26 protein-coding genes are annotated in these 25,158 nt (G+C 42.5%); 3 read left to right on the forward strand and 23 right to left on the reverse strand.

The features are described 5' to 3' along the window. Positions 1-199 precede the first annotated feature (199 nt). The 8 genes from T525_RS16785 to T525_RS0105695 form a co-directional block, all read right to left on the reverse strand. The gene (locus tag T525_RS16785; RefSeq protein ID WP_072031628.1) at positions 200-619 is read right to left on the reverse strand and encodes an acyl carrier protein; all 420 of its coding nucleotides are present in this window, start codon (positions 617-619) and stop codon (positions 200-202) included. A gap of 20 nt (positions 620-639) precedes the next feature. Continuing rightward, positions 640-1,095: a tetratricopeptide repeat protein gene (locus T525_RS15535; RefSeq protein WP_027406413.1), complete on the reverse strand. Its 456-nt coding sequence runs from the start codon at positions 1,093-1,095 to the stop codon at positions 640-642. Positions 1,096-1,253: 158 nt separating this feature from the next. Next, the gene (locus T525_RS0105665) at positions 1,254-2,570 is read right to left on the reverse strand and encodes a hypothetical protein (RefSeq protein WP_027406414.1); all 1,317 of its coding nucleotides are present in this window, start codon (positions 2,568-2,570) and stop codon (positions 1,254-1,256) included. Beyond that, a complete protein-coding gene (locus tag T525_RS15540) occupies positions 2,533-4,998 on the reverse strand; it encodes an AAA family ATPase (protein WP_051533431.1) in 2,466 nt (821 codons plus the stop codon). The genes T525_RS0105665 and T525_RS15540 overlap by 38 nt, the downstream gene beginning before the upstream one ends. A 171-nt stretch (positions 4,999-5,169) precedes the next feature. Then, positions 5,170-6,465: a DUF697 domain-containing protein gene (locus T525_RS0105675; protein ID WP_027406415.1), complete on the reverse strand. Its 1,296-nt coding sequence runs from the start codon at positions 6,463-6,465 to the stop codon at positions 5,170-5,172. 25 nt (positions 6,466-6,490) lie between these two features. Then, positions 6,491-6,763, reverse strand: coding sequence for an HNH endonuclease (locus T525_RS0105680; protein ID WP_027406416.1), 273 nt, complete (start codon positions 6,761-6,763; stop codon positions 6,491-6,493). Positions 6,764-6,776: 13 nt separating this feature from the next. After that, positions 6,777-7,073, reverse strand: coding sequence for a hypothetical protein (locus tag T525_RS0105685; protein ID WP_027406417.1), 297 nt, complete (start codon positions 7,071-7,073; stop codon positions 6,777-6,779). A 410-nt stretch (positions 7,074-7,483) separates the two neighbouring features. After that, positions 7,484-7,690, reverse strand: coding sequence for a hypothetical protein (locus tag T525_RS0105695; protein ID WP_051533432.1), 207 nt, complete (start codon positions 7,688-7,690; stop codon positions 7,484-7,486). A gap of 376 nt (positions 7,691-8,066) precedes the next feature. On the opposite strand from T525_RS0105695, the gene T525_RS15545 reads away from it, so the two are divergent. After that, positions 8,067-8,402: a helix-turn-helix domain-containing protein gene (locus T525_RS15545; RefSeq protein WP_051533433.1), complete on the forward strand. Its 336-nt coding sequence runs from the start codon at positions 8,067-8,069 to the stop codon at positions 8,400-8,402. 177 nt (positions 8,403-8,579) lie between these two features. On the opposite strand, the gene T525_RS15550 is transcribed toward T525_RS15545, so the two are convergent. After that, a complete protein-coding gene (locus T525_RS15550) occupies positions 8,580-10,058 on the reverse strand; it encodes a serine/threonine-protein kinase (protein WP_051533434.1) in 1,479 nt (492 codons plus the stop codon). A gap of 82 nt (positions 10,059-10,140) precedes the next feature. Between T525_RS15550 and T525_RS0105710 the strand changes: the two genes are divergently transcribed. Continuing rightward, positions 10,141-10,569 carry a helix-turn-helix domain-containing protein gene (locus tag T525_RS0105710; protein ID WP_027406419.1) on the forward strand — a complete coding sequence of 143 codons (429 nt, stop codon included), beginning with the start codon at positions 10,141-10,143 and terminating at the stop codon, positions 10,567-10,569. 112 nt (positions 10,570-10,681) lie between these two features. Here the strand turns inward: T525_RS0105710 and T525_RS14370 are convergent, their stop codons facing one another. Continuing rightward, the gene (locus tag T525_RS14370) at positions 10,682-11,341 is read right to left on the reverse strand and encodes a PfkB family carbohydrate kinase (protein WP_051533435.1); all 660 of its coding nucleotides are present in this window, start codon (positions 11,339-11,341) and stop codon (positions 10,682-10,684) included. Positions 11,342-11,630: 289 nt separating this feature from the next. Here T525_RS14370 and T525_RS0105720 point away from each other — a divergent pair, with 289 nt between their 5' ends. After that, the gene (locus T525_RS0105720; protein ID WP_027406420.1) at positions 11,631-12,467 is read left to right on the forward strand and encodes an Rpn family recombination-promoting nuclease/putative transposase; all 837 of its coding nucleotides are present in this window, start codon (positions 11,631-11,633) and stop codon (positions 12,465-12,467) included. 291 nt (positions 12,468-12,758) lie between these two features. On the opposite strand, the gene T525_RS0105725 is transcribed toward T525_RS0105720, so the two are convergent. From T525_RS0105725 to glpK, 13 genes are all read right to left on the reverse strand, one after another. Then, positions 12,759-13,295: a flavodoxin family protein gene (locus T525_RS0105725; RefSeq protein ID WP_027406421.1), complete on the reverse strand. Its 537-nt coding sequence runs from the start codon at positions 13,293-13,295 to the stop codon at positions 12,759-12,761. Between the two features lie 189 nt (positions 13,296-13,484). Further along, a complete protein-coding gene (locus tag T525_RS0105730; protein ID WP_027406422.1) occupies positions 13,485-13,787 on the reverse strand; it encodes a YciI family protein in 303 nt (100 codons plus the stop codon). Between the two features lie 31 nt (positions 13,788-13,818). Further along, positions 13,819-14,763, reverse strand: a complete 945-nt coding sequence (locus tag T525_RS0105735) for an aldo/keto reductase (protein WP_037325235.1) — start codon at positions 14,761-14,763, stop codon at positions 13,819-13,821. A gap of 107 nt (positions 14,764-14,870) precedes the next feature. Further along, positions 14,871-15,503, reverse strand: a complete 633-nt coding sequence (locus T525_RS0105740) for a TetR family transcriptional regulator (protein ID WP_027406424.1) — start codon at positions 15,501-15,503, stop codon at positions 14,871-14,873. A 93-nt stretch (positions 15,504-15,596) separates the two neighbouring features. Beyond that, a complete protein-coding gene (locus tag T525_RS0105745; protein WP_051533437.1) occupies positions 15,597-16,628 on the reverse strand; it encodes an alpha/beta hydrolase in 1,032 nt (343 codons plus the stop codon). Between the two features lie 244 nt (positions 16,629-16,872). Then, positions 16,873-17,784, reverse strand: coding sequence for a ribokinase (rbsK, locus tag T525_RS0105750; protein ID WP_027406426.1), 912 nt, complete (start codon positions 17,782-17,784; stop codon positions 16,873-16,875). A 9-nt stretch (positions 17,785-17,793) separates the two neighbouring features. Next, on the reverse strand, positions 17,794-18,798 hold the full coding sequence (locus T525_RS0105755; RefSeq protein WP_027406427.1) for a substrate-binding domain-containing protein: 1,005 nt from the start codon (positions 18,796-18,798) through the stop codon (positions 17,794-17,796). A gap of 10 nt (positions 18,799-18,808) precedes the next feature. Then, positions 18,809-19,204, reverse strand: coding sequence for a D-ribose pyranase (gene rbsD / locus T525_RS0105760; RefSeq protein ID WP_027406428.1), 396 nt, complete (start codon positions 19,202-19,204; stop codon positions 18,809-18,811). A 32-nt stretch (positions 19,205-19,236) separates the two neighbouring features. Beyond that, the gene (locus T525_RS0105765) at positions 19,237-20,274 is read right to left on the reverse strand and encodes an ABC transporter permease (RefSeq protein ID WP_027406429.1); all 1,038 of its coding nucleotides are present in this window, start codon (positions 20,272-20,274) and stop codon (positions 19,237-19,239) included. A 20-nt stretch (positions 20,275-20,294) separates the two neighbouring features. Further along, a complete protein-coding gene (locus T525_RS0105770) occupies positions 20,295-21,848 on the reverse strand; it encodes a sugar ABC transporter ATP-binding protein (RefSeq protein ID WP_027406430.1) in 1,554 nt (517 codons plus the stop codon). A 15-nt stretch (positions 21,849-21,863) separates the two neighbouring features. After that, complete coding sequence (locus T525_RS0105775) at positions 21,864-22,505, reverse strand: DUF2291 domain-containing protein (protein ID WP_027406431.1); 642 nt, start codon at positions 22,503-22,505, stop codon at positions 21,864-21,866. A 90-nt stretch (positions 22,506-22,595) separates the two neighbouring features. Next, on the reverse strand, positions 22,596-23,591 hold the full coding sequence (locus T525_RS0105780) for a D-ribose ABC transporter substrate-binding protein (RefSeq protein WP_027406432.1): 996 nt from the start codon (positions 23,589-23,591) through the stop codon (positions 22,596-22,598). Between the two features lie 82 nt (positions 23,592-23,673). Then, positions 23,674-25,158 carry a glycerol kinase GlpK gene (glpK, locus tag T525_RS0105785; RefSeq protein WP_027406433.1) on the reverse strand — a complete coding sequence of 495 codons (1,485 nt, stop codon included), beginning with the start codon at positions 25,156-25,158 and terminating at the stop codon, positions 23,674-23,676.

Consider the following 25,158-nt stretch of genomic DNA (forward strand, 5'->3'; position numbering starts at 1 on the left):
TATAAAATGCTACTAAACCATACCTCCAAGTTAGCAGATGATACAGCTAACTCTTTTTGATTAGTCTAATTTTAGCATCAAGGGAATGCGCTTTTGTTTACCCAGGGGATAAATATCATGTACTTCTAAAAGAAATTGATTTGCCAATAATCTAACCAGGATTGAATAGCAAATGAATCGTCACAAATCCGCCTATCACTTAAACTTCTTCATCATGCTCATAGAAAACATGATCCAAGTAAACATCATGATGAATATTCTCTATTTTAAAATCTATAACTCCCTTCTGCTGCTTCTCTAATAATAAATCATACATATCCTGTAATGTCACGATCTTTTCAGCTTCTGCATCCATGATTTCTGAATTTATTGCTTCCTCTATCGCCATAAACCACTCCACAGCATCCAATGAATCAAATCCTACATCTTCTATAATTTTCATATCTAAAGTTAATTTTTCTGGTTTAGCATGAAAATCAGGTAAATCATCAGGATGCTGTAATTCATATTCATCAGTATCATCCGAGCTGTACATCTGATATTCAAGAGTAATTTTATAAACAAAATCCTTTATCCACTCTTCCGGCTTTGGATTCAATATGCTACATGCATAGCCCAAACCATAATCCCATTCATCATCTATTTTTTAACCCATTCTGCTGCCTTATCGTTATCTACTGGCACTCCAAGTCCATCACGGTAAATACACGCCATGGTAAGAATGGCTGAATTGGAATTTTGCTCTGCTGCCTGAGTCAAATATTCTATCGCTTTGCTCTCATCTTTTTCAACTTCATAACCATATAAATACAACAAACCTTTAAAATACAAGGCATCTACGTTGCGGTCATCCTCTTTTAATGCACTATCAATCCAATGCAAGGCCTCCTTGTAATATTCTTGCAGATAATAATAGCGAATTAGCAATCCTGCTGCATGATACTCCCCAAGCTCAAAGGCTTTGTAGTACCAATAAACCATCATGTGAAAAGCGTTCTCCCAACTGCACTCTTTGCCAATTTCGACCATGGCTTTAGCATTTCCAGCCCCAGCTTCTTTATGGTACAAATCAAGCTTTTCAATATACTCGTTCATATCTTTAAAAAACCTTTTGACAACCTCCCTCTGTTCCAACTTCACTGCACAAACATATTATCTGGCACCTGTCCATAATCATGTTATGAATTTCATATTCCCCCTCTTTTAGTAAGAATTTGGCAAAAAATAATATATTTGTACTTAAAGTAGCATAATTACGCCAACGAAGAACCAGTATATAGCTTCTGAGCCTCATGCCGTATATTCCCAACCATTACCTTTGGCATTTCTAACAATGTCTCTGTATTTATATATTCCCTGGCTCTCTCGTAAGAATAAACAGCTAATCCTCTGGCTAACTCATAAGCTTTCTGCCCTAAAATATTGCCTGCAAAGATTCCCGCACCTGCACCAACTAATTGCCCCACAAGTAACGGAGAAACCAAAGGAATACATGACATCATTCCTGTAAATGTAGCCGCTCCCACTACAGCCCCCTGTGCGCTCATCGTCATAGCACAAATACTCGCAACCGAAGCACGTCCAGCCTGGTCCACCGCTTGCCAAGCCTCAATGCCCTCATTAGTATACCTATACATAGCATCACAGCACTCTACACCTACTGTTGCGATTCCTAGTAAAGTTCCTGATGAAGCCATACCTATAATTGGCAAAGCATTTCGGGCAGCTCCAATCTTCATAGCACCCAAGAAAGCCAGACGCAATCCTCTTTTTGCGCCTGGGCGCAATAGTTCTTTGGAAATACCATAAAATTCCCCCCCTAATCTTTTGTTCCTAATAACAGTTTGCCCTAAAGAAAAGGCGGCTGATAAAGCCAAACTCCCTGTTCCCATAAGCAATGCATTTTTACTTAAAATATACGCCATATCGTCCACAGCACATATACTCATATCATACGACGTCATGCTATAGCTTATATCCAACTGCATTTGTCTTTGATACTGTTGCATCAATACCTGTTGTATGCTGCTATTAACTTGGGTCTTCCCCTGAAACTTTCCAATCTGTTGATAATTTGCTTCCCGATAATTAGTTTCCTGAAAAATTTTTCCGGGTAAAATATTGATAACTGGCAAAGAGCCAAAGACAATTTCCCTTGCTATAATACTTTGCCGATACATTTCCAAAAGGCTATGAATAGAGATGGGGCAACCAAAATCTTCATCATCTGTCATATCAACATCAGGACGTAGTTGTGAATATAACCATAATGTAATATCTTTTCCTTGAAGTATGGCTTCTGTAAGTATTTTCTCAATTTTCTCCAACTGCTCACATAACTGCATTATTTCATCAACCGCCTGTTGACTTTCATCTAATCCATGATTGGTCAACTCTTTTACAAGCCATGTAGAAATAGATTTTTCTTCATCAAAATAACCTTGTGAATCAATAAAATGCTGGCAAAAGGATGAAATAATCTCCTGCACAATGTTATTGAATTTATCTACATCAAATTCACCGAAGTGCGTTTTAGCCTCTAATGAGCTTATCCCACCATATTGATACAAAGCGATCCCCCCTTTTTGTTTTTTCGGGAATTAGCTTGGTTGCATTTTTAAAATTATTTTTACCATAAATTTTACGCAATTCTTTAATGGCTTCTGGACGCATTTCTTTAAGTGATTTTGTTTTCTTCCTTACCTGCCTTATGTCATCGGTACTTAAATGTATCTCCCTATTATCATCATTTTCAAATTCTTTTTCTTTAGCATTTCTTATAAATGCATTTTCAATGCTCTCAAGTACTATTCCCTCTATTTCAGCACCGCTATAACCGTCCATTTCTTTGGCTAAATCTTCTATTTTTATATTATTATTGCTAATATCTTTTTCATATTTCTTTTTTATATGTATTTCAAGTATCTTCACCCGTTCATCGTATGTTGGTAAATCCACATAAAATACATCATCAAAGCGTCCTTTGCGCAATAATTCCGGTGGTAAAAGATTAATATTATTTGCCGTGGCAACTACGAAGGTTTTACTTCGCTTCTCCTGCATCCAGGTTAGAAATGTACCTAATAACCGTGTAGCCACATCCGCACCGCTGCCATCACCACCAACACCAGCAAAGGCCTTCTCTATTTCATCTATCCATAATACACATGGTGCTATATCATCAGCTTGTTTAAGAGCATGACGCATATTTTCTTCCGATTCGCCAACATACTTTCCCATCATCCTTCCCATATCCATTCGCAACAATGTAACTTCACCAAATATAGTTGCTGTTGCCTTGGCACAAAGTGATTTACCACATCCTGGCATACCGGCAATCAAAATTCCTTTAGGCAGTGCAACACCGCATTTTTCAGCTTCCTGCCAATTATGGAATATCTGCCCTTTCTTTTCCAACCACTCCTTTAAATTATCAAGACCGCCAATCTCGTCTTTTTTCACCTTTACATCTACAATTTCTAAAAGACCTCTTTTACGTATAATCTGTTTCTTTTGTTCGGTAATCTGCTTCAAATCATCTTCGTTAATTTCACCATCACCGGCGTAAGCCAAGCCCAAAATATTTACTATTTGAAACTCTGTTAACCCCCGTAACTCTATTTTTAGTTTTGACTTGGTCGTATCACTTATTCTTAATTTGCTCTGTCCTGCACAAAATTCATTGACCAAATCATTTATTTCTTCATCAGCCAAATGGCTAAATTCCAATAGAACCATATAATGCTCTATTTCCTTGGGAATAACCAACAATGGGGAAACTATAATAATATTGCATTCTTCTAATGAACCTTTATAAATGAGCTGAGCTAAATACTTTAATTGAGCCGCAATAGTATGATCCTTAAGTAATTCATGCACATCCTTTAACACGAGGACAGCGTTTTTCATGTATATTGCTTTTTTATCGACTATATTTGCATACGTATCACATTGTCTAATAAGCATATTTAACGTATCATCTAACGGTTTATTCCTCTGATGATTTATATTTTCTGTTTTTGGATTTTTGTCAAAAAATCCCTCTACACTCCATTCAAGAATACGTTTACCCGCTGCTATTTCACGTATAATTTCATCCGCTTTATCTTCCTCATATGTTTTGAAATATATCAAGGGATATTGGGCATCCATATAACGGGCTAATTGTTTCTTAGCTTCTCCTTCGCTGCTTCCCTTTGAGCTGTACACGACTTCTTTGCTTTTTTCTTCATGCCATTCTTTTAATTCACCTTTATCATTTTCTAAGTAGATTTTGATATTTCTATATTCTTTTTTATTGGTGCTATTCCATTTTTCCTCAGATATAAATTCACGCCCCTGTGTTATTTTAATCCGAGGTACTTTTCCATTTTTATCACGGACACCCACGAAATATATATTTTCAAAATCCTTTAAAGTCAAATTATACATTTCATCTTTTTGGGGTGACCTTAGTAAATATATTTTTTTAACCTTCTTCTGGGCCTTGAGTTCACTGAGGCTTTTATTGTTCCATGCCAGACGTGCCAAGTATTTTCGCCACATATCCGCATCATATTCACAGTCCTGCAATCCATCTGTAACGGATTCATTTTCTAAATATTCAGTTATTCGAGCTACCTTAGACTCAAATTCAGTCTTTGTCAGTAACACATAATTCCTTATTTCTTCCCGACTCTTCTTTTGTTGGAATTTATCTTTTGGCAAAAAAACATCTTGTATACGCTCTACGAGTTCTGCCATTTTTTCTTCACTTAGTTCTGAATAACCTGCCCATTCTTCTTGTAGCTCTCCTATTTTTTTTGCTTCCGTATATAAATATCTATCAGATAACCACTCACATAATTTACTTTCTTCTCCTTCTTCCCGTAAATCCATAAAATCATCCAACATATCCCCCAAAGAGAACCTTTTCTGCAATTCAGTCATGGTACGTACTTCATGTCCATGCATTATTAAGGCAAATTTGATTTTTTTACTCATTTTATCTGCCATCATATATACCCTCTCACCACTACTTACCAATACTTTTTTGTCAAATACATTCCACCTACTATATTTTATTGTCCCCTACCTACATTGGCAGGGGACAATAATTTTATATTATGTTATGCATTAATCAAATAAACCTATAAATTCTAATCATAATTTGAGCCACTGAGACTCAAATTATGATTGACGTTTATATAAACCAGATATTTTACCCAATAGCCCTTTTTTTGATTGTGTAGAGTCTAAATCTATATCTTTTGCATTATCTATTGACACATCATCAGTAAGTGTATTCTCAGCATTATAGGTATTGCTATCCATATATTCTTCAAATTTATCTACATCATCTTTTCCAAAATCACTTATATCATGATTTCTAATATAATCACTTGCATTATTCATATAGAAATTCATTGCATCCTTCAAAAATGAACTGCTTATATTATCTATATTAAATTCTCCTGTAAACACTTTTTCCATGGCATACATATAGGCTCTCCCAAGAGCATATGTCAGCACTACAGCAGTAGATACTCCTACAACACCACCAACGACGCTCCCTGCACCAGGAATCATCTTTACTAAACTGGAAAAAATAGCGCGTCCGGCATACCCTGTTCCTGCAGCTGCCCCCAAAGTGGTTATTAATTTTACAATATCTTCCTTTTTAAATTCCACACCATAAGAAATCGCAATATCCGCCATCATTTTTGCCTGTATTCCAAATAGCATTGCCGAATCAGCCAGTGGAACTGGCACAACCGCAGCTGCAGCTGCAGCTGCTAAAGCAAGATGAATTTTTTCTAGTGATAATTCTCGTTTTAATTCCAGGTTTGTACCAGCATTTATAAATGATTCTTTCAATCTATCATTTTTCAATAAATTAGCAGTTTTTTTGATAAGTTCATCCTTACCAAATGCTTTAATATTAAATTCTTCTTCATCTTCAGCCACTACAATACAAATATCTTTAGCTTTTGTTCCAATATTCTTTATCTCATTTAAAAATGTTTCTGCTTGTTTTTTTCTGAATGATTGAGTCAAAACTATAATAACAGGTATTCCCCTATTAGTTACAGCTTCAATAAAATCTTCTTCTCCCTGCTCCAAACGATTTGAAGCCGATAATACACAATACCACATCAAATGAATATTGCCTTGCTCTATCACTTCCATCATGTCATCTATAGTAGCTTTTTTATTATTTTCTGATAATTCGAGGCCAACAGTATCATATACACGCATGGGAAATGACCTTTCAGGAGGTTCCGGCAGCCATGTGCCCCTTTTAGTTACAGGACGCCCAACGCCTACTTCTGCTACTTTTTTACGTAAGCACGTATTAATTAAAGTGCTTTTTCCTGTTCCTGATTTACCTGTCACAATAATATTAACAGTTAGCATATTTCTTTCGCTTTCCTCAAACTTATTATTAATGATACCAGCGTCAGGGTAAGCATCTAAGATACTCATAAATATATTCCTCCTTTAACACATCTCAATTAAACAAATCTAAGATAGATTTTTTGGCTCTTTCCGTGTTATTCCTTAAGTAATCAGGAACTGTATCACGCAAATCTGCTTGTTTGGAGCGATTACAGTGTTTGCACATACACTGCAAGTTATCGAGTCCATCTCCGCCACCATATTTTTGTGGCAAAATATGATCTATATCCACATCGCCTTTTCTAAATTTCTTTCCGCATCGTACACAGGTATACCATCCATAATTTGATGGAGTGTTATCAAAGTAATCATCTCTGTATCCCATAAATTAAGCTCCCTCACCCTTCATATCCTTCAGGATACTCCACAAACAAACCAAATCTCCTTGGCCCAATAGGTCTGCTCATTATGAACTGGCGTATTTCTTGAGAATATCTCTGTAAACTCAACAGCTTCTCCCTTTCCTTAGCTGACACGTTGTTATCATAATCGAAAGCATCCACCTGGGCATCCAGGGCTTCTATGTATTTATGCAATTTTTCCATCAAAAAGTATTTATCATCAATAGTGGTAACATCTTCTGCTTCCACCCGAATCAAATCCAAATCTTTCTGCGTCACCTTAATAATAGCCATAAACGCTCCCTCCCATAACCGTTGCTTACTCACAATACAAATTCCAGCTTACTGGCCATATAATTTATGCTCTTTCCCACTGTGGCTTATGTTTACCATCTGGGCTAGATGGACATTTTCCCGATGGCGGTGTAGGAGCCCTGTTTGGCCCCCCCTGTGTATCTGATATACTTTTCACTTCGGATCTCTTGCCACAATATTTACATATTCCTTCCCATTTTACGATACTCATAATCCATTACCTCCCTCACCCTACATTCTTCTGTTAACCGTCCATACATGAGGTTTTCCGTTTTTACGTTTTGGGCACCTTCCTGGCTGTGGTTTACCGCGCACCGCTGGCATTACTTTCTTAGCGCCACAATGCGAACACATATATTCAATGAATGGATTAGCCATAATCGTTCCCCCTATACCTTGCACTCATACTTTGGACAGCTACCCCCAGCGGGCTGTTTTGTTCCAAAATTTTTACAGACATTCCATACCTTGTCATCAAACTCCCAAAATCCGCCCACAATATTCTTTGGGGCTATGGCACTGTTTGCCGGATCATACCAATATTTGCAAAATGCACAGCACCGGGAATGGGTCTTTACATTAAAGGTTTTCATCATGCGACTAACACCTCCACAAAACAAAAAGAGTCCGCCCTGCCCTGGCGAAAATCAGCACACACCTATATTATGTATGCCCATCTTCAGTCTGGCAGAAACGAACGCAATAATTTTCTATATATTTCTCTGTATTCAGAAACTGCATTATACATCATAATCAATCACCTGCGATTAACTGGCTGACATTTCTTATACATCTGTAAATACAATATCCAAATTTCAATCTTAAATGGCTCGTTTTTTTAACTTTAACTCACTATTTCAACACTCAAAGCCAAAAATCCTGCCATTGAAACAACAATATTTTAACTTAAAATCACATCTTTTTCATACGACAAATAACCCCTATACTTATTAAAGTAAGGAGTGATTGCGTATGGATATTATAGCGTCCCGACTGCGGGAGCTACGTAAGTTAAAGCAGCTTTCTCAGGAAGATGTAGCCAAATATCTTGGTATCACTCGAACAGCCTATAACAAGTACGAAAGTGGCGACATCAAACCTGTACGAAAGCTTAATGAACTGGCTATCCTATTTAATGTCAGTGTCGATTACCTGCTTGGCCGTGAGGAATCCACCCTTGAAAGCAAGGTACGGGAGGTATCTCCCCATATCAGCGGGCAGCTCCGAAAGTATCTTGATTTAAGTGAATCCGGCAAGGATATTGTGGATATTACCCTTAATGCCGTGTATGAGCAGGAAAACCACTAATAATGGGTAGAGAGACCTCATCCGTCAGCCTATAAGGCTGACACCGACGGAGCTTTGCTCCTAGTACCTTTAGGTGCTTCCCCATAGGGGAAGGCTAAAAACTGTGTTCAACGAAATTATACAAAATGTCCCAGCAGGGTTTGTTTACCCGCTGGGACAATTTTTTATAGCCACTATTTATTTTTCCAGTTCAAAATCCATTTCTGCTTTTTCACCAAAAAGCATCTGATCTCCCGAGGCATATAATTGGAAATGCATTTCCTGTCTTCGCCTCTCCTTATGCAGAACAGGCAATCTGAATTCATTCAGTGGAACCACAAATACACAGCTTTCCCCTGGTGCCAAAGTATTTCCGTAATAGTCCTTTGATTCTCCCCCCACACCATCTGTGGTCCATACACTGAGATGTGGATTTTCCCAATGCTTATTGCTCCTATTATCCACCGTTACACGAACTTCCCAATCGTTTGGATAGGTGTCACTCCAATTTTTCCATATATTAGGCGGAATTGTAAAAAACGTCCCCCAATCATTTCTTGGTGTTTCAAATCTGTCCGTCCACGCCCCCTGCCTTTCGCCATTAAAATAATACTTGGCATAAACAGCATTTTTCCCCGTTTCAGCACCAGTTGCCGCTTCCTGTACTGCTTTATTGTTTTCCATGGTGTTTGGCTTATTTTCATGTGGTATAGGGCCATTTTCCTGTTGTACAGACCCGCTTTCCTTTGATTCAGGCTTATCCTTTTCAGCTTCTGGTGTCTTTTCCTCTACTGAAGGAAGAGGCACTTTTTCCTTTACTTCCTCCATTATTTCTTCCACTGCAGGAGGAATGATTTTTTCATCATGAGAATGCTGCCAGTTTGTCCATATTACCAGCACAACCGCCAGTGATACAGCTGCAATCCCCGCCACTTTAAGGAGCTTGTTCCTCCTGTGATAGAGCAAAGCATTTTTCAGATCCTTAACTGTCTGGTAACGGCTTCTTGCGTCAACCTCAGTGCATTTTTGCAATATTGCTTTCAGCCAGCCCTTATAATCAGGCCCCATCATTTCCTGAAAGGTGATGCCCAAGGAATAAATATCGCTTCGCTGGTCAGTCTGGCCATAGCCGTATTGCTCCGGGGGAGCATAGCCCTTGGTGCCCAGAAGGCGGGTATCTTCCTTTTGCTCCTCCTTCACCGTGCGGGCAGCATCATAATCTATGAGCCTTGCAAAATCATGGCCGCCAACATTTTGTAGTATTAAATTCGACGGCTTTATATCACGATGAATTATTCCCTTATTATGGAGCATGCCAAGGCCGTCACAAAGCTGCAAAAGCAGCTCCCTTGCCCTTGCCTCCGTCAAATGCTTCCTGTTTGCCAGCAGCTCCTCAAAGGACTCCCCGTTGATAAATTCCTCCACCACAATGGTGTTATGCTCATCCTCGGTGCAGTAAATAACCTCCGGCCAAAGGGATTTCCCCATTGTTTTAAGTGTGGAATATGGCAAATTGGCCAGCTTAATATATTTAATAACCACAAAGCTGCCTGTACTGTCCGCGGCCAGCCACACCTCTGCCCTGTCACTCTCATGGAGCAGACGCACCTTTTCGTATTTGCTTTTTATATATTCCTCCGCCAGCTCCATGGCTGTTCTGGAATTGTCCTGCCCCATAATATCACCTTGCTTTGTTCGCTAAAGTATATTATCATACTCATAGTTTAACATAATATACACCATTTTTGTTGGAGGGGACATGAAAAATAAAACTACTGCCAGTCTGGAGCATGAACTGAGTGAAGCCAAAAGAATCGAGGATTATCTTTCTGCCAACGATTCTGAGCTTATCAACCAGTCCCTGGCTGAGCATTTGGAGAAGCTTATAACAGAAAAAGGACTGAACAAAGCCGAGGTAATTGAGCAATCCGGACTGGATAAGGTCTACGCCTATCACATTTTTGCGGGCCGCAAAAATCCATCACGAAATAAGATATTGGCACTGGCCATTGCCATGAAGCTTACTCCTGATGAGGTACAGCACCTTTTATATTATGCAAAGGCTGAACGCCTTTACGTGCGCAACAGCTGGGACAGCGTAATATGGCATGCCCTGGAAAATAACCTTTCCGTGCTGGAAACAAATCTCCTTTTGGATAAGCTTGGGGAAACCAAACTGCTGGACTAAAGAACTGACTGAACTAAAAAAAACGGGACCGTCCCATTGATGCTTTCATCAAAGGGCAGTCCCGTTATTTTTTAACTCATTTTTCAGCTTATTAATTTAGCTTTTTTATACCTTACTTTTTCAGCTTATCAAATTCTTCCCTTGTAAGATAGGAATCCTGAGTGCCCTTGCGGGTTACACTTAAGGAGGCATACTGGGAAGCTTCCTTCATGGCCTCAGGAATGTTTTGGGTGCGGGAATAGTTTTCCACGAAGCAGCCGATGAAGGAATCCCCGGCGCCGGTGGTGTCAACGGCATCCACCTTGACGGCTGGAACTACCAGATAATCCTCCTTGGTGAGCCACATGGAGCCCTTGGAGCCCATGGTAACGATTACGTTCTTCAGTCCCTTGTCCACCAGAGTCTGGGCAGCCGCCTTGATCTCCTCAAGAGAGTTGGTTGGCATACCAGTGAGAATGGAAAGCTCTGTCTCGTTTGGCACGAAGAAATCGCAGAGACAAGCCTTCTCGATGGAAAGCTCCTTGCTGGCAGGAGCAGGGTTCAGGAGAACCGGGACATTATGCTTCTTGCCCATATCAATGGCGGCATAGACAGTCTCCAGAGGAACCTCCAGCTGCAGCACTATAAGGCCGCATTCCTTCAAGGCATCCTCAGCATCCTCAATAACCTCAGGAGTAAGGCACGCATTGGCCCCCTTGTGAATGAGGATACGGTTCTGGGAGGACTCGTCAACCAAAATTATTGCTGATGCAGTGAATGAAAGAATTTGCAAAGTTGCACAAGTCAGCTCATAAATTCAATTTATATATTTTCTTTAAAAGACACATCCCGTCTGACATATTGGCTGCATAGCCACCATCAGACGGGATTTTTATCATAATCTGTTTTTAAGTATACATGTGACTATCTTATAGTATAATATTGTTAGGATATATATAGATTATCATTTGTTTTATTTTGTATTTATGATATTATTATTATATTAATTAGTATATATGACTTGCATTATATTTTTTCTCATTTTTTACAAATATGTTATAATTTTAGAAAGGAAACACCTTATGAGCACTACAAAACACACAATCAAACCATGGGAAGACTTGACCATTACTGATGACTATATGTTCAAGCTGGTAATGAAACATCCCCGTATCTGTCAACGGCTTATTGAGAAAATTCTCAACATCAAGATTAAGCACATAAAGTATCTTGAAACAGAGAAAACCTTGGATAACAGCTATACAGGAAAAGGGATTCGCCTTGATGTTTATGTCGAGGGTGATAATGTCATTTATGACATTGAAATGCAAGTGCAGCACTACGACGATACTGAATTTGCATACCGTACCAGATATTATCAGTCCATGATTGACAATGATGTGCTGCCTGCCGGCACCAAACACTACACTGAACTCAAAAATTCTTTTATTATTTTCCTGTGCCCGTTTGCCATGTTTGATAAAAAGCGCCATATGTATACATTCCGCAATGTATGCCTCCAAGACACTCAAATCAGGCTAGAGGACGGAACTACAAAGATTTTCCTCTGTTCCGATGGCACAATGGATGATGTATCACCAGATGTCAAGGCATTCCTTGATTTTATGAAGGGACTTCCAGTTACCAACGACTTTGTAGTTGAGATTCAAACTCTAATCAGTGATATCAAACTTCAAGAAAAGGAAAGGGTGAGCTATATGACCTTTGAAATGAAAATGCAAGAAGCACGTAATGAAGGCAAAGAAGAGGGTCTTGCTGAAGGTCTTGCTGAAGGCCTTACTAAAATGGCCACCACTGTTGCCATGAATATGCTTAGCAAAAACGAGCCTATTGATAAAATAGCCGAATACACCGGCCTCACTGAAGAGCAAATTCAGGAGCTGGCCACAAAGCTTTAGTCCTTTACCACAAAAAAGACTTATCCCGTCTGACGGTTGGCATCATGCCACCATCAGGCGGGATTTTTAGGTTCGTCACAGTCTTTTTTGTATAAATGCCCTACCTATATATTATAAGAAAAAAGTTATATTTTCCAAGTTTTTTAGTCTTTTTCGAAATTTTCTCTATATTTATTATCACTAATTTTTCCTCACTTCAAAAATTCCCCCTGCTTCAGCTGCATATAAACCTAAAAAATGAAAAGCTCCCAGACATCATAATTGTCCGGGAGTTTTAACATTTTATAGTATTTACAGATTAGCTCCTATCTTGTAGGCCACATCTGCAAACTCAGAACGCTCCACCAAAGAGCGGGCTCCACAGCCTGTTGCCCATACCTGCCCCACATCAGTCCATTCCATATAACGAACCAAAGTATCATAATGATTTGACAGGGCCTCCATGGTCCAGTCAGCACTGTTATAAGCAGTGGCCATCATTATAGACTTTTTCCTGTGAAGCTTTTCCGTGCGTGAATAGAACCGGTCTACTATTATCTTCAGCTGGGCTGACATACCAAAATAATACAATGGGGTAGTCAGCACGATAAGGTCCGCCTCCAGCATTTTCGGCATAAGTGTATTTTCAATAGCGTCCTTAAATACACATGGGCCATCCATACCGCACTTGTCACAGCCCCGACACGGATGGGTGTCCTCGTTGGCCGCATCAAAGGTAAATACCTCATGCCCTGCACTTTTTGCGCCCTCGGTAAAACGGTCAGCCAAGTATATAGATGTGGATTCATTTTTAGGATGAGGACTTGATGTTATTACTACTATTTTCATATTTTTTCCTCCCGATACACTGCCCTTCGCTGGCACCTCAGTTGTCTTATTCTTATTTTTTCCTGTCAGACCTGAGAAACCACATCCTGAAAGAAACAGGGTGATAGCCCCCATACTAGTGACCTTTAAAAACTCTCGTCTATCCATGGCTTCTCACCTTAGCTTCCTAATCAATGGGAATTTCTCAAATTATTTCCCAACATAGTCCATAATTTTTGGCGAAATTTTTGCCGCAGTAAATGAGTGAACCTCATAATCAGCCATACCATCGGCATAATAAACGTCACTTTTCAAAATATTTTCCAATTCTTCACGGGTTTTAACTGGTGACAACATAATCCCCACCATCTCCTGATCGGTATATGGCCCCAATAAAACAAAATTACCTTCCTCAAAATGATGGGTAAACCATTCCACATGCTTTTTAAAGAGCTCATCCATTTTATCTGCCGGAATCTTATCCTTCTTAAGGACTTCATTAATGATAAACATAATACATTGCCTGCCTTTCTATTTATCTTGATTATTCCATCTTCTTTTCCCACTCACGAATAGTGGAAACATTTGCTTTATCGGCAACAGACTCCAAACGACTAATTTCATCATTTGTCAGCACCATCCCGGCAGCCTTTACGGCATCCTCTACATGGTGAACTTTTGTCACACCAATGATGGGTAAAGTCCCCTTATTTATAGCCCAAGCCGTAGCAACCTGGGCCACCGATATACCATTAGCTTCACCTATTTCCTGCATTAATTTCGTCAGTTCTTCCAGCTGTGGCAAAATCGGATTATAGCTTCTCGCTCTGTCAGAACCTTCCGGGAATGGATGGCTTGTATCATACTTACCGGAAAGAGCTCCCTGTTCAAGAACCATATAGGCAAAGAAGATAATATCATTTTCCTTGCAATAATCCAATATACCTGATGTCTCTGAGGAACGATTTAAAAGGCTGAAATGATTCTGTACAGCTTCTATCTTACAACCAAGCCCCGATAATATTTCATTGGCCCGCTTCAGTTCAGTCAGATTGTGGTTTGATACCCCCACTGCTTTTACCTTGCCGTTTTTCACCAACGGTGCCAGCTGAGGTGTCCACTGCTCTACATCTGCCGGATTATGTATCCAATAAATATCTATATCGTCTATACCAAGGCGCTTCATGCTGGCATCAGCCATTTTTTCCATAGAATTATCGTACATTTCAGCAATCTGAGGTGTGAACTTAGTTGAAATAATTACCTCATCCCTCTTTACACCTTTTACAAAGCTTCCCAAAATGTCCTCGGAAGAGCCCATTCCGTAGACAGTAGCCGTATCCCACAGATTTAATCCATGCTTCATAGCTACGTCAAAAATTGGTTTCAAATCCTTTTCTCCCAGGTTATTACCAAAAACCTGATCTCCACCAGCCATGCCCGTTCCCCATGACCATGCACCCAACGCAATCTTTGGCAGTTTTTTCATTTTTAGCCCCCCTAATTTAACAATAAAAACGACAGGTTGTTTATTAAAAAGAAAATTTTTTCTTATCCAGTGGGAGGCGATAACTCCCACCAGATAAGCTCACGTCATTAGCTATTTTCAGAGCCTAATAGCTTTTTTAGGCAATTATAGCTTATTTCATATACTGAGTGATATACAAAACCCACTTTGGCCTCATCCATGGCTTCCCTTTGCTTTTCATTGATCTCTACATAGGGGTAAATACCATAAATAAAAGGGAAAAATACATACAAAAATTCCTGCTTGGCGTCCTCGGTCATATCCTGGCAAAACATATCAAGGCACTTCTTTACCGCCCTTATTGAGTTACCATATACCTTTTTGAATTCCACAAGGATTTCATACCTGCTGTTTCCCTCCATGTCGAAGTGGTTCATGGTCATCAGCTTAAGCAGCTTTCCACGCCTTTCCAGAGTTTTTGCCAACTTATCAGCCAGCTCATCCCTGGAAAGCTCCTTATTATTTCTGCACAGATTTTCCAGGTCTTCTATCCATAACTCGTACTCTTTTTGCATATACACCAGAAAAATTTCCTCTTTCGTATCAAAATAATTATATATTGATGTACGATTAAGGGAAGTGGCATTGGCAATTTCTTTAAGGGTTATATCCTTAAAACTCATTGTCTCATACAGCTGGGCACAAGCATCAATAATTTCCTCCCGCTTCGCCAGCAAAAATTCCTCTGTAACCTTTGGCATATCCTTCTCCTTAAACCTTAAAATATTCCATGGGACAACAATTTGCCTCCATTACTTTATATTGTGTAAAACAAACGACATATTATCACTTTATCATTTTTCCATATAACGGTCCACAAAATCGCGAATTTCCTTGAAGGACTTCACACTATCATCAAGCTCTGGAAGCAGAAGTGCAAAATCATGGGACATACCCGGATAAACTGTAAGGGTAACGTCTGTACCATCACCTGCGGCCTTTTGAGCCAATGCTATGCTTTCATCCAAAAACAGCTCATATCCTCCAGCCTGTATCAGCATTGGTGGTAAGCCTGCCAGATCAGCATACATTGGCGACAGATGCACATCCTTGGCAGAAAGCCCCTTTCCATAAGACGGATTAAGGATTTCATTATACATACGCGGATTAATTTTTCCCAGTATCAAATCTCTATCAGCATTTTGCTTACGAGATGGCAAATCAGTTTCAAAGGTAGCCCAGGGAGAAGCCAGTACCATTGCACCTGGCTGTGGCATATTGTGCTCGCGCAGATAAAGAGACAATTCCAGGGCCAGATTTCCCCCGGCAGAATCACCAAATACGACAATATCCTGAGGAGCGGTTCCTTTAGCCAGGATATCCTCATAGGCCCGAACTGCATCCTCCAAGGCAGCTGGATAGGTATTCTGCGGTGCAGTCCTGTAATCCACAATATAACCAGCCTTTGCATCAGTAAGAACCATCTGTTTTACACAGAATAAGCGATGTCCATCTCCCAAAGAATTAATATAGCCACCGCCGTGAAATTGCAATACGGTACGCTTAGATGTGGCAGAAGGATTATTCAACTGTTCCACAGGTAAATCACCTAAGCTAAAGACTTTATAGTCCCAACCATCCGGTGCAGCAAAATTGGTCTTTGGAACTTGTCCATTTGTAGCTTTTGGGGTATTTGTCGCTGGCTGAAAAATCTTTCCCATTTTTTCTGCCACATAAGCCTGTTTTTCCTTATCAGCCATAATGATACCGGAATCGGGCAGCTTCCATGCTTCAGCTGCCTGCGCTGACCAGCTTGAAACGGCAATTACTGTGCCAACAAAACCAGCAAACAGAATTCTGCACAATCTACCTTTGGCTTTCCACATTTTCAAATCACGCTACCTTTCATGTCCCTTTACAATTAGCTATTAATATTTTAGGTATACCAGTTTAGGAATCTTCCAACTCTGTAATATAAAAATGACTTCGTGTCAGTTTTATTGTATATAAAAAACGTCACGGTGTCAATATAAAATAAAACTTCTTAAATGCAGTTTTAAACTCATAAAAACACACCCATCTCACTAAACAAAGTCTAGCAAAACGGGTGTGCATTTTATGTTACGCTATTTATTTCTTCAGCTTATCAAACTCTTCCCTTGTAAGATAGGAATCCTGGGTGCCCTTGCGGGTTACGCTTAAGGACGCATACTGGGAAGCTTCCTTCATGGCCTCAGGAATGTTCTGGGTGCGGGAATAGTTTTCCACGAAGCAGCCGATAAAGGAATCCCCGGCGCCAGTGGTGTCAACGGCATCCACCTTGACGGCTGGAACTACCAGATAATCCTCCTTGGTGAGCCACATGGAGCCCTTGGAGCCCATGGTAACGATTACGTTCTTAAGGCCCTTGTCCACCAGTGTCTGGGCAGCCGCCTTGATCTCCTCAAGAGAGTTGGTTGGCATACCAGTGAGAATGGAAAGTTCAGTCTCGTTTGGCACGAAGAAATCGCAGAGACAAGCCTTCTCGATGGAAAGCTCCTTGCTGGCAGGAGCAGGGTTCAGGAGAACCGGGACATTATGCTTCTTGCCCATATCAATGGCGGCATAGACAGTCTCCAGAGGAACCTCCAGCTGCAGCACTATAAGGCCGCATTCCTTCAAGGCATCCTCAGCATCCTCAATAACCTCAGGAGTAAGGCACGCATTGGCTCCCTTGTGAATGAGGATACGGTTCTGGGAGGACTCGTCCACCAAAATTGTAGCCACGCCATTGGCAACGCCAGTGGCAGTCCACACATAATCCGTATTGATGTTATTCTCAAGGAAGTTGTCCATGGACTTTTCACCAAAGAGGTCATCGCCGATGGCGGTAACCATCATAACATCAGCGCCAAGCTTCCCCGCAGCCACAGCCTGATTGGCACCCTTGCCGCCGCAGGCGGTGTGAAAGCCCGTGGCTTCCCTGGTTTCCCCAGCCTCGGGAATCTTATCAGTGTAGGATACAACATCCATATTTGTTGAACCGATAACTGCAATCTTCATATAATCACCTTATCTTTTTAATTTACCCACGCTGCCCCTTATAACCAGATTGTTGTAGAGTCTGGTACATGAATGGGCCTCGTTGCGGTTTTGGATCTGCTCCACCAGACGGCGCACAGCAAGACGTCCCATGGCCTTGATGTCCACGCTGATGGTGGTCAGCCCCGGGGAGAAGGCCTCTCCCAAAGTAATATCATCGAAGCCGATTATTGAAATGTCCTCGGGAATGGAAAATCCATTTTTCTGCAGGGCCTGCATGGCCCCCAAGGCAATCATATCATTATCGGCAAAAAATGCGGTTGGCATTTCTCTGCCTTCTGCAATATAACGGTTTAGCCCTTCAAAGGCACCCACCACATTTGGCTTCACATTGAACACCAGATTCTTGTCCATGGTCAAGCCGTTTTCCCACAACGTCCGATTAAAGCTCCGTCCTCTGGCAACGAAGTTTCTGATACGGGTATCCCCCTGGAGATAGCCAATCTTGGTGTGGCCGTTCTCCAGCAGATACTTCACAGCCTTTGATACGGAATCCTCGTTGTCCATAAGGACAGTATCAAAATTCAGGGATTCAAAATAATTATCCACCATCACCAGAGGAATGCTGGCATCCTCAAAGATACGGGCATCCTCCTCGCTCATTTCGGTGCCCACCAGCAATACCGCCGATGATGTGTCATTTAAAAGCTCACGGACATTGTCCTCAAAATCGCTATGATGCCGGTAAAGATTCACAATAGAAACATCGTAGCCCGAACGCCTGCTTTCAGCCTCAATGCTGTCCAGCAGCGTGGAAAAAAATGGTGATTCGTTAAATACCTCTCCACTGTCGCGGTAAGTAACCATCTTGATACGCTTGATTTTCTCATCCTTGATATAGCCGTTTTCCCGGGCTATTTTGATGATTTTCTCAGCTGTATCCTTGTTCACTCCCCGCTTATTACTAAGGGCATTGGAAACCGTCGCTACAGAAAAACCAGATAATTCACTGATTTTCTTTATATTTACCTTCATAGCGGTCCCCTTAAAATACTACGCCAGCCCTCAAAATAACATTTGCATACGGACTAAACTCACCTGTGCGGATGGCGAACTTCACCTGTGCGGAGAATTCCTTCAAAGCATCATGTGGCATGGATTCATGCTCAATGCCAGGAAGCTTTTCTCCCACGTAAGCCTTAAGCTTTGGATTTTTCTCATCCATTTCATCAGCCAGGAAATAGTATTCCACTTCCATCTCAGTAAGCAGGGCATCAAGGGTCTGCTTAAAGGTTGGAATACCAGGAACCAGTGCCATATCTACAATAGTAACGCCCTCCGGAATAGGCATTCCGGCGTCACCAATCATAACCAAATCCTTATGACCCAACCCAGCCACCAGATAGGAAAGGTCTGCATTTAAAATTCCGGTCTTTTTCATAATAATCGCCTCGTATTTTTCTGCTTTTCAAATTAGTCCTTGGATTCGTTGCGGGCCTGGAGAGCCATCTTGGCCTCCATGTTGCGCTGGAACTGGTCAATGATTACGGCCAGGATAATTACGAGACCCTTGATAATCATCTGCCAGAACTCGGATACACCGCACATAACCATACCATCGGAAATTACACCGATAACGAAAGCACCGACGATGGTTCCGCCAATAGTACCGATACCACCGGCCATGGAAGTACCACCAAGTACAGCCGCAGCGATGGCGTTCATTTCCCAGGTCTCACCGGTGGCAGGATGTGCTGCCTCCAGCTGTGATGCAGTAATAAGACCTACGATAGCGGCGCATACTGCGGAGAAAATGTATACCAGAATTTTAACCTTATCAACCTTTACACCGGAAAGCTTTGCGGCCTTCTCGTTACCGCCGATGGCGAAAATGTGCCAGCCGAATACGGTCTTTTTCAGAAGAATATGGGCAATGATGGCAATAACCACCAGAATCAATGCACCAACAGGAATCTCGGCGATGCGGCTTCCAAAGAAGCTGAAGCCCGTATTTCCCAACGCCTCGTTACCAGCCAGGCTGGAATAGGTTGCACCATTGGAATGGAGCATTGCCCAACCACGGGCCATGTACATGGTACCCAGAGTTGCGATAAATGGTGCTACACCAAACTTGGTGATGATAATACCATTCAGCCAGCCGATAAAGGCACCCACAATAATGGTGAGAATAACTACCAGAGGAACGCTGAAGTAAAGGGTTACTCCTGCAAACTGGAGAGTTACACCATTCTGAAGCATACCGCCGGCAATCATGCCGGCCAGACCAACCACGGCACCAACCGACAAGTCGATACCGCCCGTAATAATTACGTAGGTCATGCCGATGGCCAGAATACCATAAAGTGCCACGTGCTTTGCAAGGAGCAGCAAAGTGTTGGTAGAAAGGAAATTGTCATTTGCCACGCTGAAGAAAATCAGCAGCAGCACCAATACGATCAAGGTACGGCCCTTCAGGAGGGTCATCATCATTGATGTTTTATCTTTAAACATTTTAAGTTATCCACCCTTCTTTAATTCTTCTTCCCGGAGTTATGCCCCTCATAGGAAGCCATAACAAGTCTGTCCTCTGTGATTTCATCTCCTGCCAGCTCAGCAGTCTTGATGCCATTGGAGAGGACTATGATGCGGTCTGCAATGGATTTAATCTCCTCCAGCTCAGAGGAAACTACCAGCAGGGAAAGACCTGCATCGGCGAAATGATTCATTATTTCAAATACATCGGTCTTGGCACCGATATCGATACCACGGGATGGCTCATCCAGAAGAAGAATCTTTGGATTAGTCATGATGCCCTTGCCAATTACCACCTTCTGCTGGTTACCACCAGAGAGGGAAAGAATTGGCAGGCGCTTATCAGCAACCTTAATGTGGATCTCGTCGATAATCTTGTCAATGTTGGCCTCTTCCTCCTTGCTCTTGAGGAAAATGCCCTTGGCATAATTTTTAAGACTGGACAGAGACAGATTCTTGCCAATGTCCATGGTCTGAACCAGGCCCTCACGCTGTCTGTCCTCAGGAATAAGGGCGAAGCCCCGGTCAATCTGCTCGGTGATACTCTTGATATTCAAGGTCTCACCGTTAAGGATAACCTCTCCCGTGTGCTCCGGACGAAGGCCCATTATGCACTCAAATATCTCGGTACGTCCCGCACCCATAAGTCCGTAAATACCAAGGATTTCGCCTTTTTTCAGCTTGAAGCTGACCTTGTCAAGGAGCCAGCCGCCGCCCTTCTTAGGAAGTGAAAGGTCTTTAACTTCAAGAACTGTTTCCCTGGAGGACCAGTCAATATCCCCATCACGCTTAGGATAGCTCTTGCCCTTGCCCACCATCTTCTGAACAATCCAGGAGATATCAATGTCCTCAACGGCTGCACTATCCACCAGCTTGCCGTCACGAAGAACGGTTACATAGTCACCGATCTGCATAATTTCCTCCAGACGATGGGAGATATAAACGATGGAAATGCCCTCGGCTGTCAGCTCACGCATAATCTTAAAGAGAACCTGTACCTCCTGCTCGCTGAGGGAGGAAGTAGGCTCGTCCATAATCAAAATCTTCAGATCATCCTGAATCAGATTACGGGCAATCTCAATCATCTGCTGCTGACCTACGCGGAGGTCACCTACGATAGTATGAGGATCAAGTGGATGCTGGAGCTTTTCCATTATCCGCTTTGTTTCCTTGATATGATATTCATTATCCAGACCAACGGAGCCCTTTTTGCGCTCCTTGGCCATGAAAATATTCTGATATACCGCAAGGTTAGGGAACAGATTCAGCTCCTGATGAATAATGCCGATGCCATGCTCTCTGGCCTCAGTTACATCATCAAAATGAACCTTCTCCTCACCCATGAACAGCTCGCCTTCAGACTCCTGCTCAATTCCGGCTATTATCTTCATAAGAGTGGATTTACCAGCACCATTCTCACCAATAAGTACATTTACCTTGCCCTTGTACACATTGAAGGAAACCTCGTCCAAGGCTTTGGTACCCGGATAAATCTTGCTGATTTTTTCAGCGTGAAGGCAAACATCAGGCCCATTTGTTATATTGACTGCCATTTGCAGTTGCCTCCTTTACTTAACAATTAATTCTGCTGGGGTTACGAGAATTTCGTCTGGCTTGTCCACAGTGAATGCGCCAGTGAATTCAATGGTCTTGCCCTTGAGCTCAGTAACCTTTGCTGGCTCAATTACATCCTTTGCCACAACGTCATGAATGCTCTGGGATATCTTAGCCCAATCAACCTGATTGGTGTAATCTTCATATTTAATAAAGCTGAGGCTGTCGCGGATAGCTGCGCCCTTGAATACGCTGCCGATCTGGAGCTTAACCACCATTGGGCCGCTGTATCCATCCAGCTGAACAGTCATATAACCAGCCTTCTTTTCGGTGTTAACCTCGGTAACCTGGCCCTTGCCCTTTACAACAAAGCTCAGCTCGCCGGAATCACCCATGGAATATTTACCGTACTTGCCTGCTACGGCCTTCAAATTGCCATTTGCTTCATTGAGAAGCGTTGGCAGATCAACTGCTTTTTCCTTCAATTCTGGAACAGCCTGGGAAGCCCAGATGGCCTCAACAGACTCAGCAGCATTAAATGCCTTGTTGCCGGTAACCTCATCCTCATGACCGATCTGCACAACCTTTACGCAGCCAGTAAGAGAAAATACCATTACCAGACAGATCATTAAAATTAAACTGATTCTCTTCTTCATAATTGTGTACTCCTCGTTTTCCAATTTTCTAAGGAAAGAGGGTGAACCGCCTATTGTCCACCCTCACCTTTGCTCTTTATACCTTAAGAATTACTCTTTGTATACGAAAGCCTTGAGCTTGTCAACATTCTTTGCAGTGATTGCAATGCAGTCTACAAGCTGCTTCTCGTCCAGACCAGTGGAACCAGTCTTCAGATACTTGTCAGCCTGCTCAACAGCCATTTCAGCAATCTTTGCAGCCTGCTGCAGTGCAGTACCGGTCATGTCGCCAGCCTTGATTGCAGCAGCAGCCTCGTCGGAACCGTCAACGCCGATGATGGCGATCTTGCCCTGGAGACCTGCATTCTTAACAGCAGCTACAGCACCAACAGCCATGGTGTCGTTACCGCAGATGATACCCTTGATGTTAGGGTTGGACTGGAGAATGGTCTCAGTCTTCTGGAAGCCTTCAGTCTGCTCCCAGTTTGCAGTCTGCTGAGCAACCATCTTCATGTCTTTGTACTGATCAATAACTTCATGGAATGCCTTGGAACGAACGCCTGCGTTAGTATCGGACTCCTTACCGAGCAGCTCAGCGTATTCGCCCTTCTCACCCATCTTCTCAACGAATGCCTCGGCAATAGCCTTTGCACCCTGATAGTTGTTTGCTACAATCTGGGAGATTGCAACACCGCTAGCGTTGATCTCGCGGTCAATCAGGAAAGTAGGGATACCAGCCTCACGAGCCTTCTTTACAGCTGCTACAGTTGCATCAGCACCTGCGTTGTCGCAGATAATTGCTGCAGCCTTGTCGGAAATTGCATTCTCGAACAGCTCGGACTGCTTAGTTGCATCGTCATCATGAGATACCATCTTTACTTCATAACCAAGAGCCTTTGCCTTAGCAGCAGCTGCATCAGCCTCAGTCTTGAAGAATGGATTGGAATGAGATGGAGTGATAATATAAAGAATATTGGATCCGCCACCCTTCAGAGCAGCCTTGTCCCCTCCATCAGCAGCTTTTTTGTCTGCACCGCAGCCGGCGATCAGCATCATCATCATGCAAAGAGATGCCACTAATGCCAAAACTTTCTTGAACTTACCCATCTTGTTTTTTTCCTCCTTTAAGATATAATTGGAAAACGTTTATGATTTATCAGGTTTAGGCTCCCTGCTAAATCCAATAATATTATGTACGAGCCAATGTTCTCCCTATTGCGCTCTCCCAACCGGATTTCAATTGGTTCCTTCGGTCCTGACTCATACCCGACACATAACTAATTCGCGATATTTCGTCAAAAACCTTCTTATTATCATAAATTCCTACAGAAATTCCCGCAGCGTATGCTGCACCCATGGCAGAAAGCTCCTCGGAATCAGGAACCTCCACTGGTCTGTCAAGAATATCCGCCTGGAATTGCATGAGATAATCATTTCTGGTTGGCCCTCCGTCAACACGGAGTCCCTTCAGGGTCTTACCAGATTCTTCCTCCATCAGGGTGGCGATATCGGAAATCTGATAAGCTATGGAATCAACCACTGCCCTTACCAGCTCTGATTTCCCAGTTACACGGGTAATCCCCGTAAACAGGCCCGTGGACTCGCTGTCCCAATAAGGGGCTCCCAGCCCTGAAAAGGCGGGAACGAAGTAGGTCTTGTCGGCTGGATTTGCCTTCTTGGCCAGTGCTGCGGTTTCCGCCGCACTTTCTATAAGCTCAACGTTATCCTTGAGCCATGTAATGGAGGCCCCAGTGTAATTTATGTTGCCCTCCAGAACGTACTCCGGCTTGCCGTCAAGGCTCCAGGCCAGGGAAGTAACAAGTCCTTTCTGACTGGTTATTGGTTTTTCACCAATATTCATCATTACAGATGACCCGGTACCGTAGGTGGCCTTGATCATGCCCGGCAAGTGACACCCCTGGCCGTAAAGGGCCGCATGGGAATCCCCAAATACCCCGTGAATCGGCACTGCTGTGTCAAAGAGTCCCCCAAAGTCCGTGGTTCCATACAAAGCATTGGAATCGCAGACCTCAGGCAGGGCCGAAGCCTTAATGCCAAAGGCATTGCTGATTTCCTCATCCCATTTTAGAGTGTTTATGTTAAACAGCTCTGTACGGGAAGCATTGGAATAATCGGTTTTGTGGACCTTGCCATTGGTGAGCTTGTACACCAGCCAGCTGTCCATGGTGCCCACTGCCAGCTTGTCCTCTTCCATCAAGGACTTTGCCTCGCCTACATTTTCTATGATCCAGGCCAGCTTGGCGGCGGAGAAATACGGGGATAAGGCAAGACCAGTATGGGCCTTCACCTTTTCACCAAAGCCATCCTTGTCCAGTCTCTGGCAGATGGCGGTGCCTCTGGCACATTGCCACACAATGGCGTTGTACACGGGCTTTCCGCTTTCCCTGTTCCAGGCCACGGAGGTTTCCCGCTGGTTGCTGATACCAACTGCTGCAATATCCTTGCTGGCCACATTGGTTTCAGCCAAAAGCTCTTTGGTAATTTCCAGGAGATTATTCCAGATTTCCTCGGGATCATGCTCTACCCAGCCCCGTTCATCCACTATCTGACGGTGCCCCTTGTCCACGCGGCAAACGGCTTTACCCTTTTCGTCAAAGAGAAGAACCTTGGTGCCCTGGGTGCTCTGATCTATTCCTAAAATGTATTTGGCCAT

It is taken from the genome of Anaerovibrio sp. RM50, from assembly GCF_000622005.1.
Lineage (GTDB): Bacteria > Bacillota > Negativicutes > Selenomonadales > Selenomonadaceae > Anaerovibrio.

What these genes read in the sequence shown, in the direction of transcription:
- T525_RS0105680 (WP_027406416.1), bottom strand. Translation starts at nt 6,763, where the DNA reads ATGGGATACAGAGATGATTACTTTGATAACACTCCATCAAATTATGGA.
- T525_RS0105770 (WP_027406430.1), bottom strand. Translation starts at nt 21,848, where the DNA reads ATGGCAGTCAATATAACAAATGGGCCTGATGTTTGCCTTCACGCTGAA.
- T525_RS0105675 (WP_027406415.1), bottom strand. Translation starts at nt 6,465, where the DNA reads ATGAGTATCTTAGATGCTTACCCTGACGCTGGTATCATTAATAATAAG.
- T525_RS0105730 (WP_027406422.1), bottom strand. Translation starts at nt 13,787, where the DNA reads ATGTTTATCATTAATGAAGTCCTTAAGAAGGATAAGATTCCGGCAGAT.
- T525_RS15545 (WP_051533433.1), top strand. Translation starts at nt 8,067, where the DNA reads ATGGATATTATAGCGTCCCGACTGCGGGAGCTACGTAAGTTAAAGCAG.
- rbsK (WP_027406426.1), bottom strand. Translation starts at nt 17,784, where the DNA reads ATGAAGATTGCAGTTATCGGTTCAACAAATATGGATGTTGTATCCTAC.
- T525_RS0105755 (WP_027406427.1), bottom strand. Translation starts at nt 18,798, where the DNA reads ATGAAGGTAAATATAAAGAAAATCAGTGAATTATCTGGTTTTTCTGTA.
- T525_RS0105685 (WP_027406417.1), bottom strand. Translation starts at nt 7,073, where the DNA reads ATGGCTATTATTAAGGTGACGCAGAAAGATTTGGATTTGATTCGGGTG.
- T525_RS0105720 (WP_027406420.1), top strand. Translation starts at nt 11,631, where the DNA reads ATGAGCACTACAAAACACACAATCAAACCATGGGAAGACTTGACCATT.
- T525_RS0105740 (WP_027406424.1), bottom strand. Translation starts at nt 15,503, where the DNA reads ATGCCAAAGGTTACAGAGGAATTTTTGCTGGCGAAGCGGGAGGAAATT.
- T525_RS0105735 (WP_037325235.1), bottom strand. Translation starts at nt 14,763, where the DNA reads ATGAAAAAACTGCCAAAGATTGCGTTGGGTGCATGGTCATGGGGAACG.
- T525_RS0105765 (WP_027406429.1), bottom strand. Translation starts at nt 20,274, where the DNA reads ATGTTTAAAGATAAAACATCAATGATGATGACCCTCCTGAAGGGCCGT.
- T525_RS0105725 (WP_027406421.1), bottom strand. Translation starts at nt 13,295, where the DNA reads ATGAAAATAGTAGTAATAACATCAAGTCCTCATCCTAAAAATGAATCC.
- rbsD (WP_027406428.1), bottom strand. Translation starts at nt 19,204, where the DNA reads ATGAAAAAGACCGGAATTTTAAATGCAGACCTTTCCTATCTGGTGGCT.
- T525_RS0105775 (WP_027406431.1), bottom strand. Translation starts at nt 22,505, where the DNA reads ATGAAGAAGAGAATCAGTTTAATTTTAATGATCTGTCTGGTAATGGTA.
- T525_RS0105710 (WP_027406419.1), top strand. Translation starts at nt 10,141, where the DNA reads ATGAAAAATAAAACTACTGCCAGTCTGGAGCATGAACTGAGTGAAGCC.
- T525_RS15535 (WP_027406413.1), bottom strand. Translation starts at nt 1,095, where the DNA reads ATGAACGAGTATATTGAAAAGCTTGATTTGTACCATAAAGAAGCTGGG.
- T525_RS15540 (WP_051533431.1), bottom strand. Translation starts at nt 4,998, where the DNA reads ATGATGGCAGATAAAATGAGTAAAAAAATCAAATTTGCCTTAATAATG.
- T525_RS15550 (WP_051533434.1), bottom strand. Translation starts at nt 10,058, where the DNA reads ATGGGGCAGGACAATTCCAGAACAGCCATGGAGCTGGCGGAGGAATAT.
- T525_RS0105695 (WP_051533432.1), bottom strand. Translation starts at nt 7,690, where the DNA reads ATGATGAAAACCTTTAATGTAAAGACCCATTCCCGGTGCTGTGCATTT.
- T525_RS0105745 (WP_051533437.1), bottom strand. Translation starts at nt 16,628, where the DNA reads ATGTGGAAAGCCAAAGGTAGATTGTGCAGAATTCTGTTTGCTGGTTTT.
- T525_RS0105780 (WP_027406432.1), bottom strand. Translation starts at nt 23,591, where the DNA reads ATGGGTAAGTTCAAGAAAGTTTTGGCATTAGTGGCATCTCTTTGCATG.
- glpK (WP_027406433.1), bottom strand. Translation starts at nt 25,158, where the DNA reads ATGGCCAAATACATTTTAGGAATAGATCAGAGCACCCAGGGCACCAAG.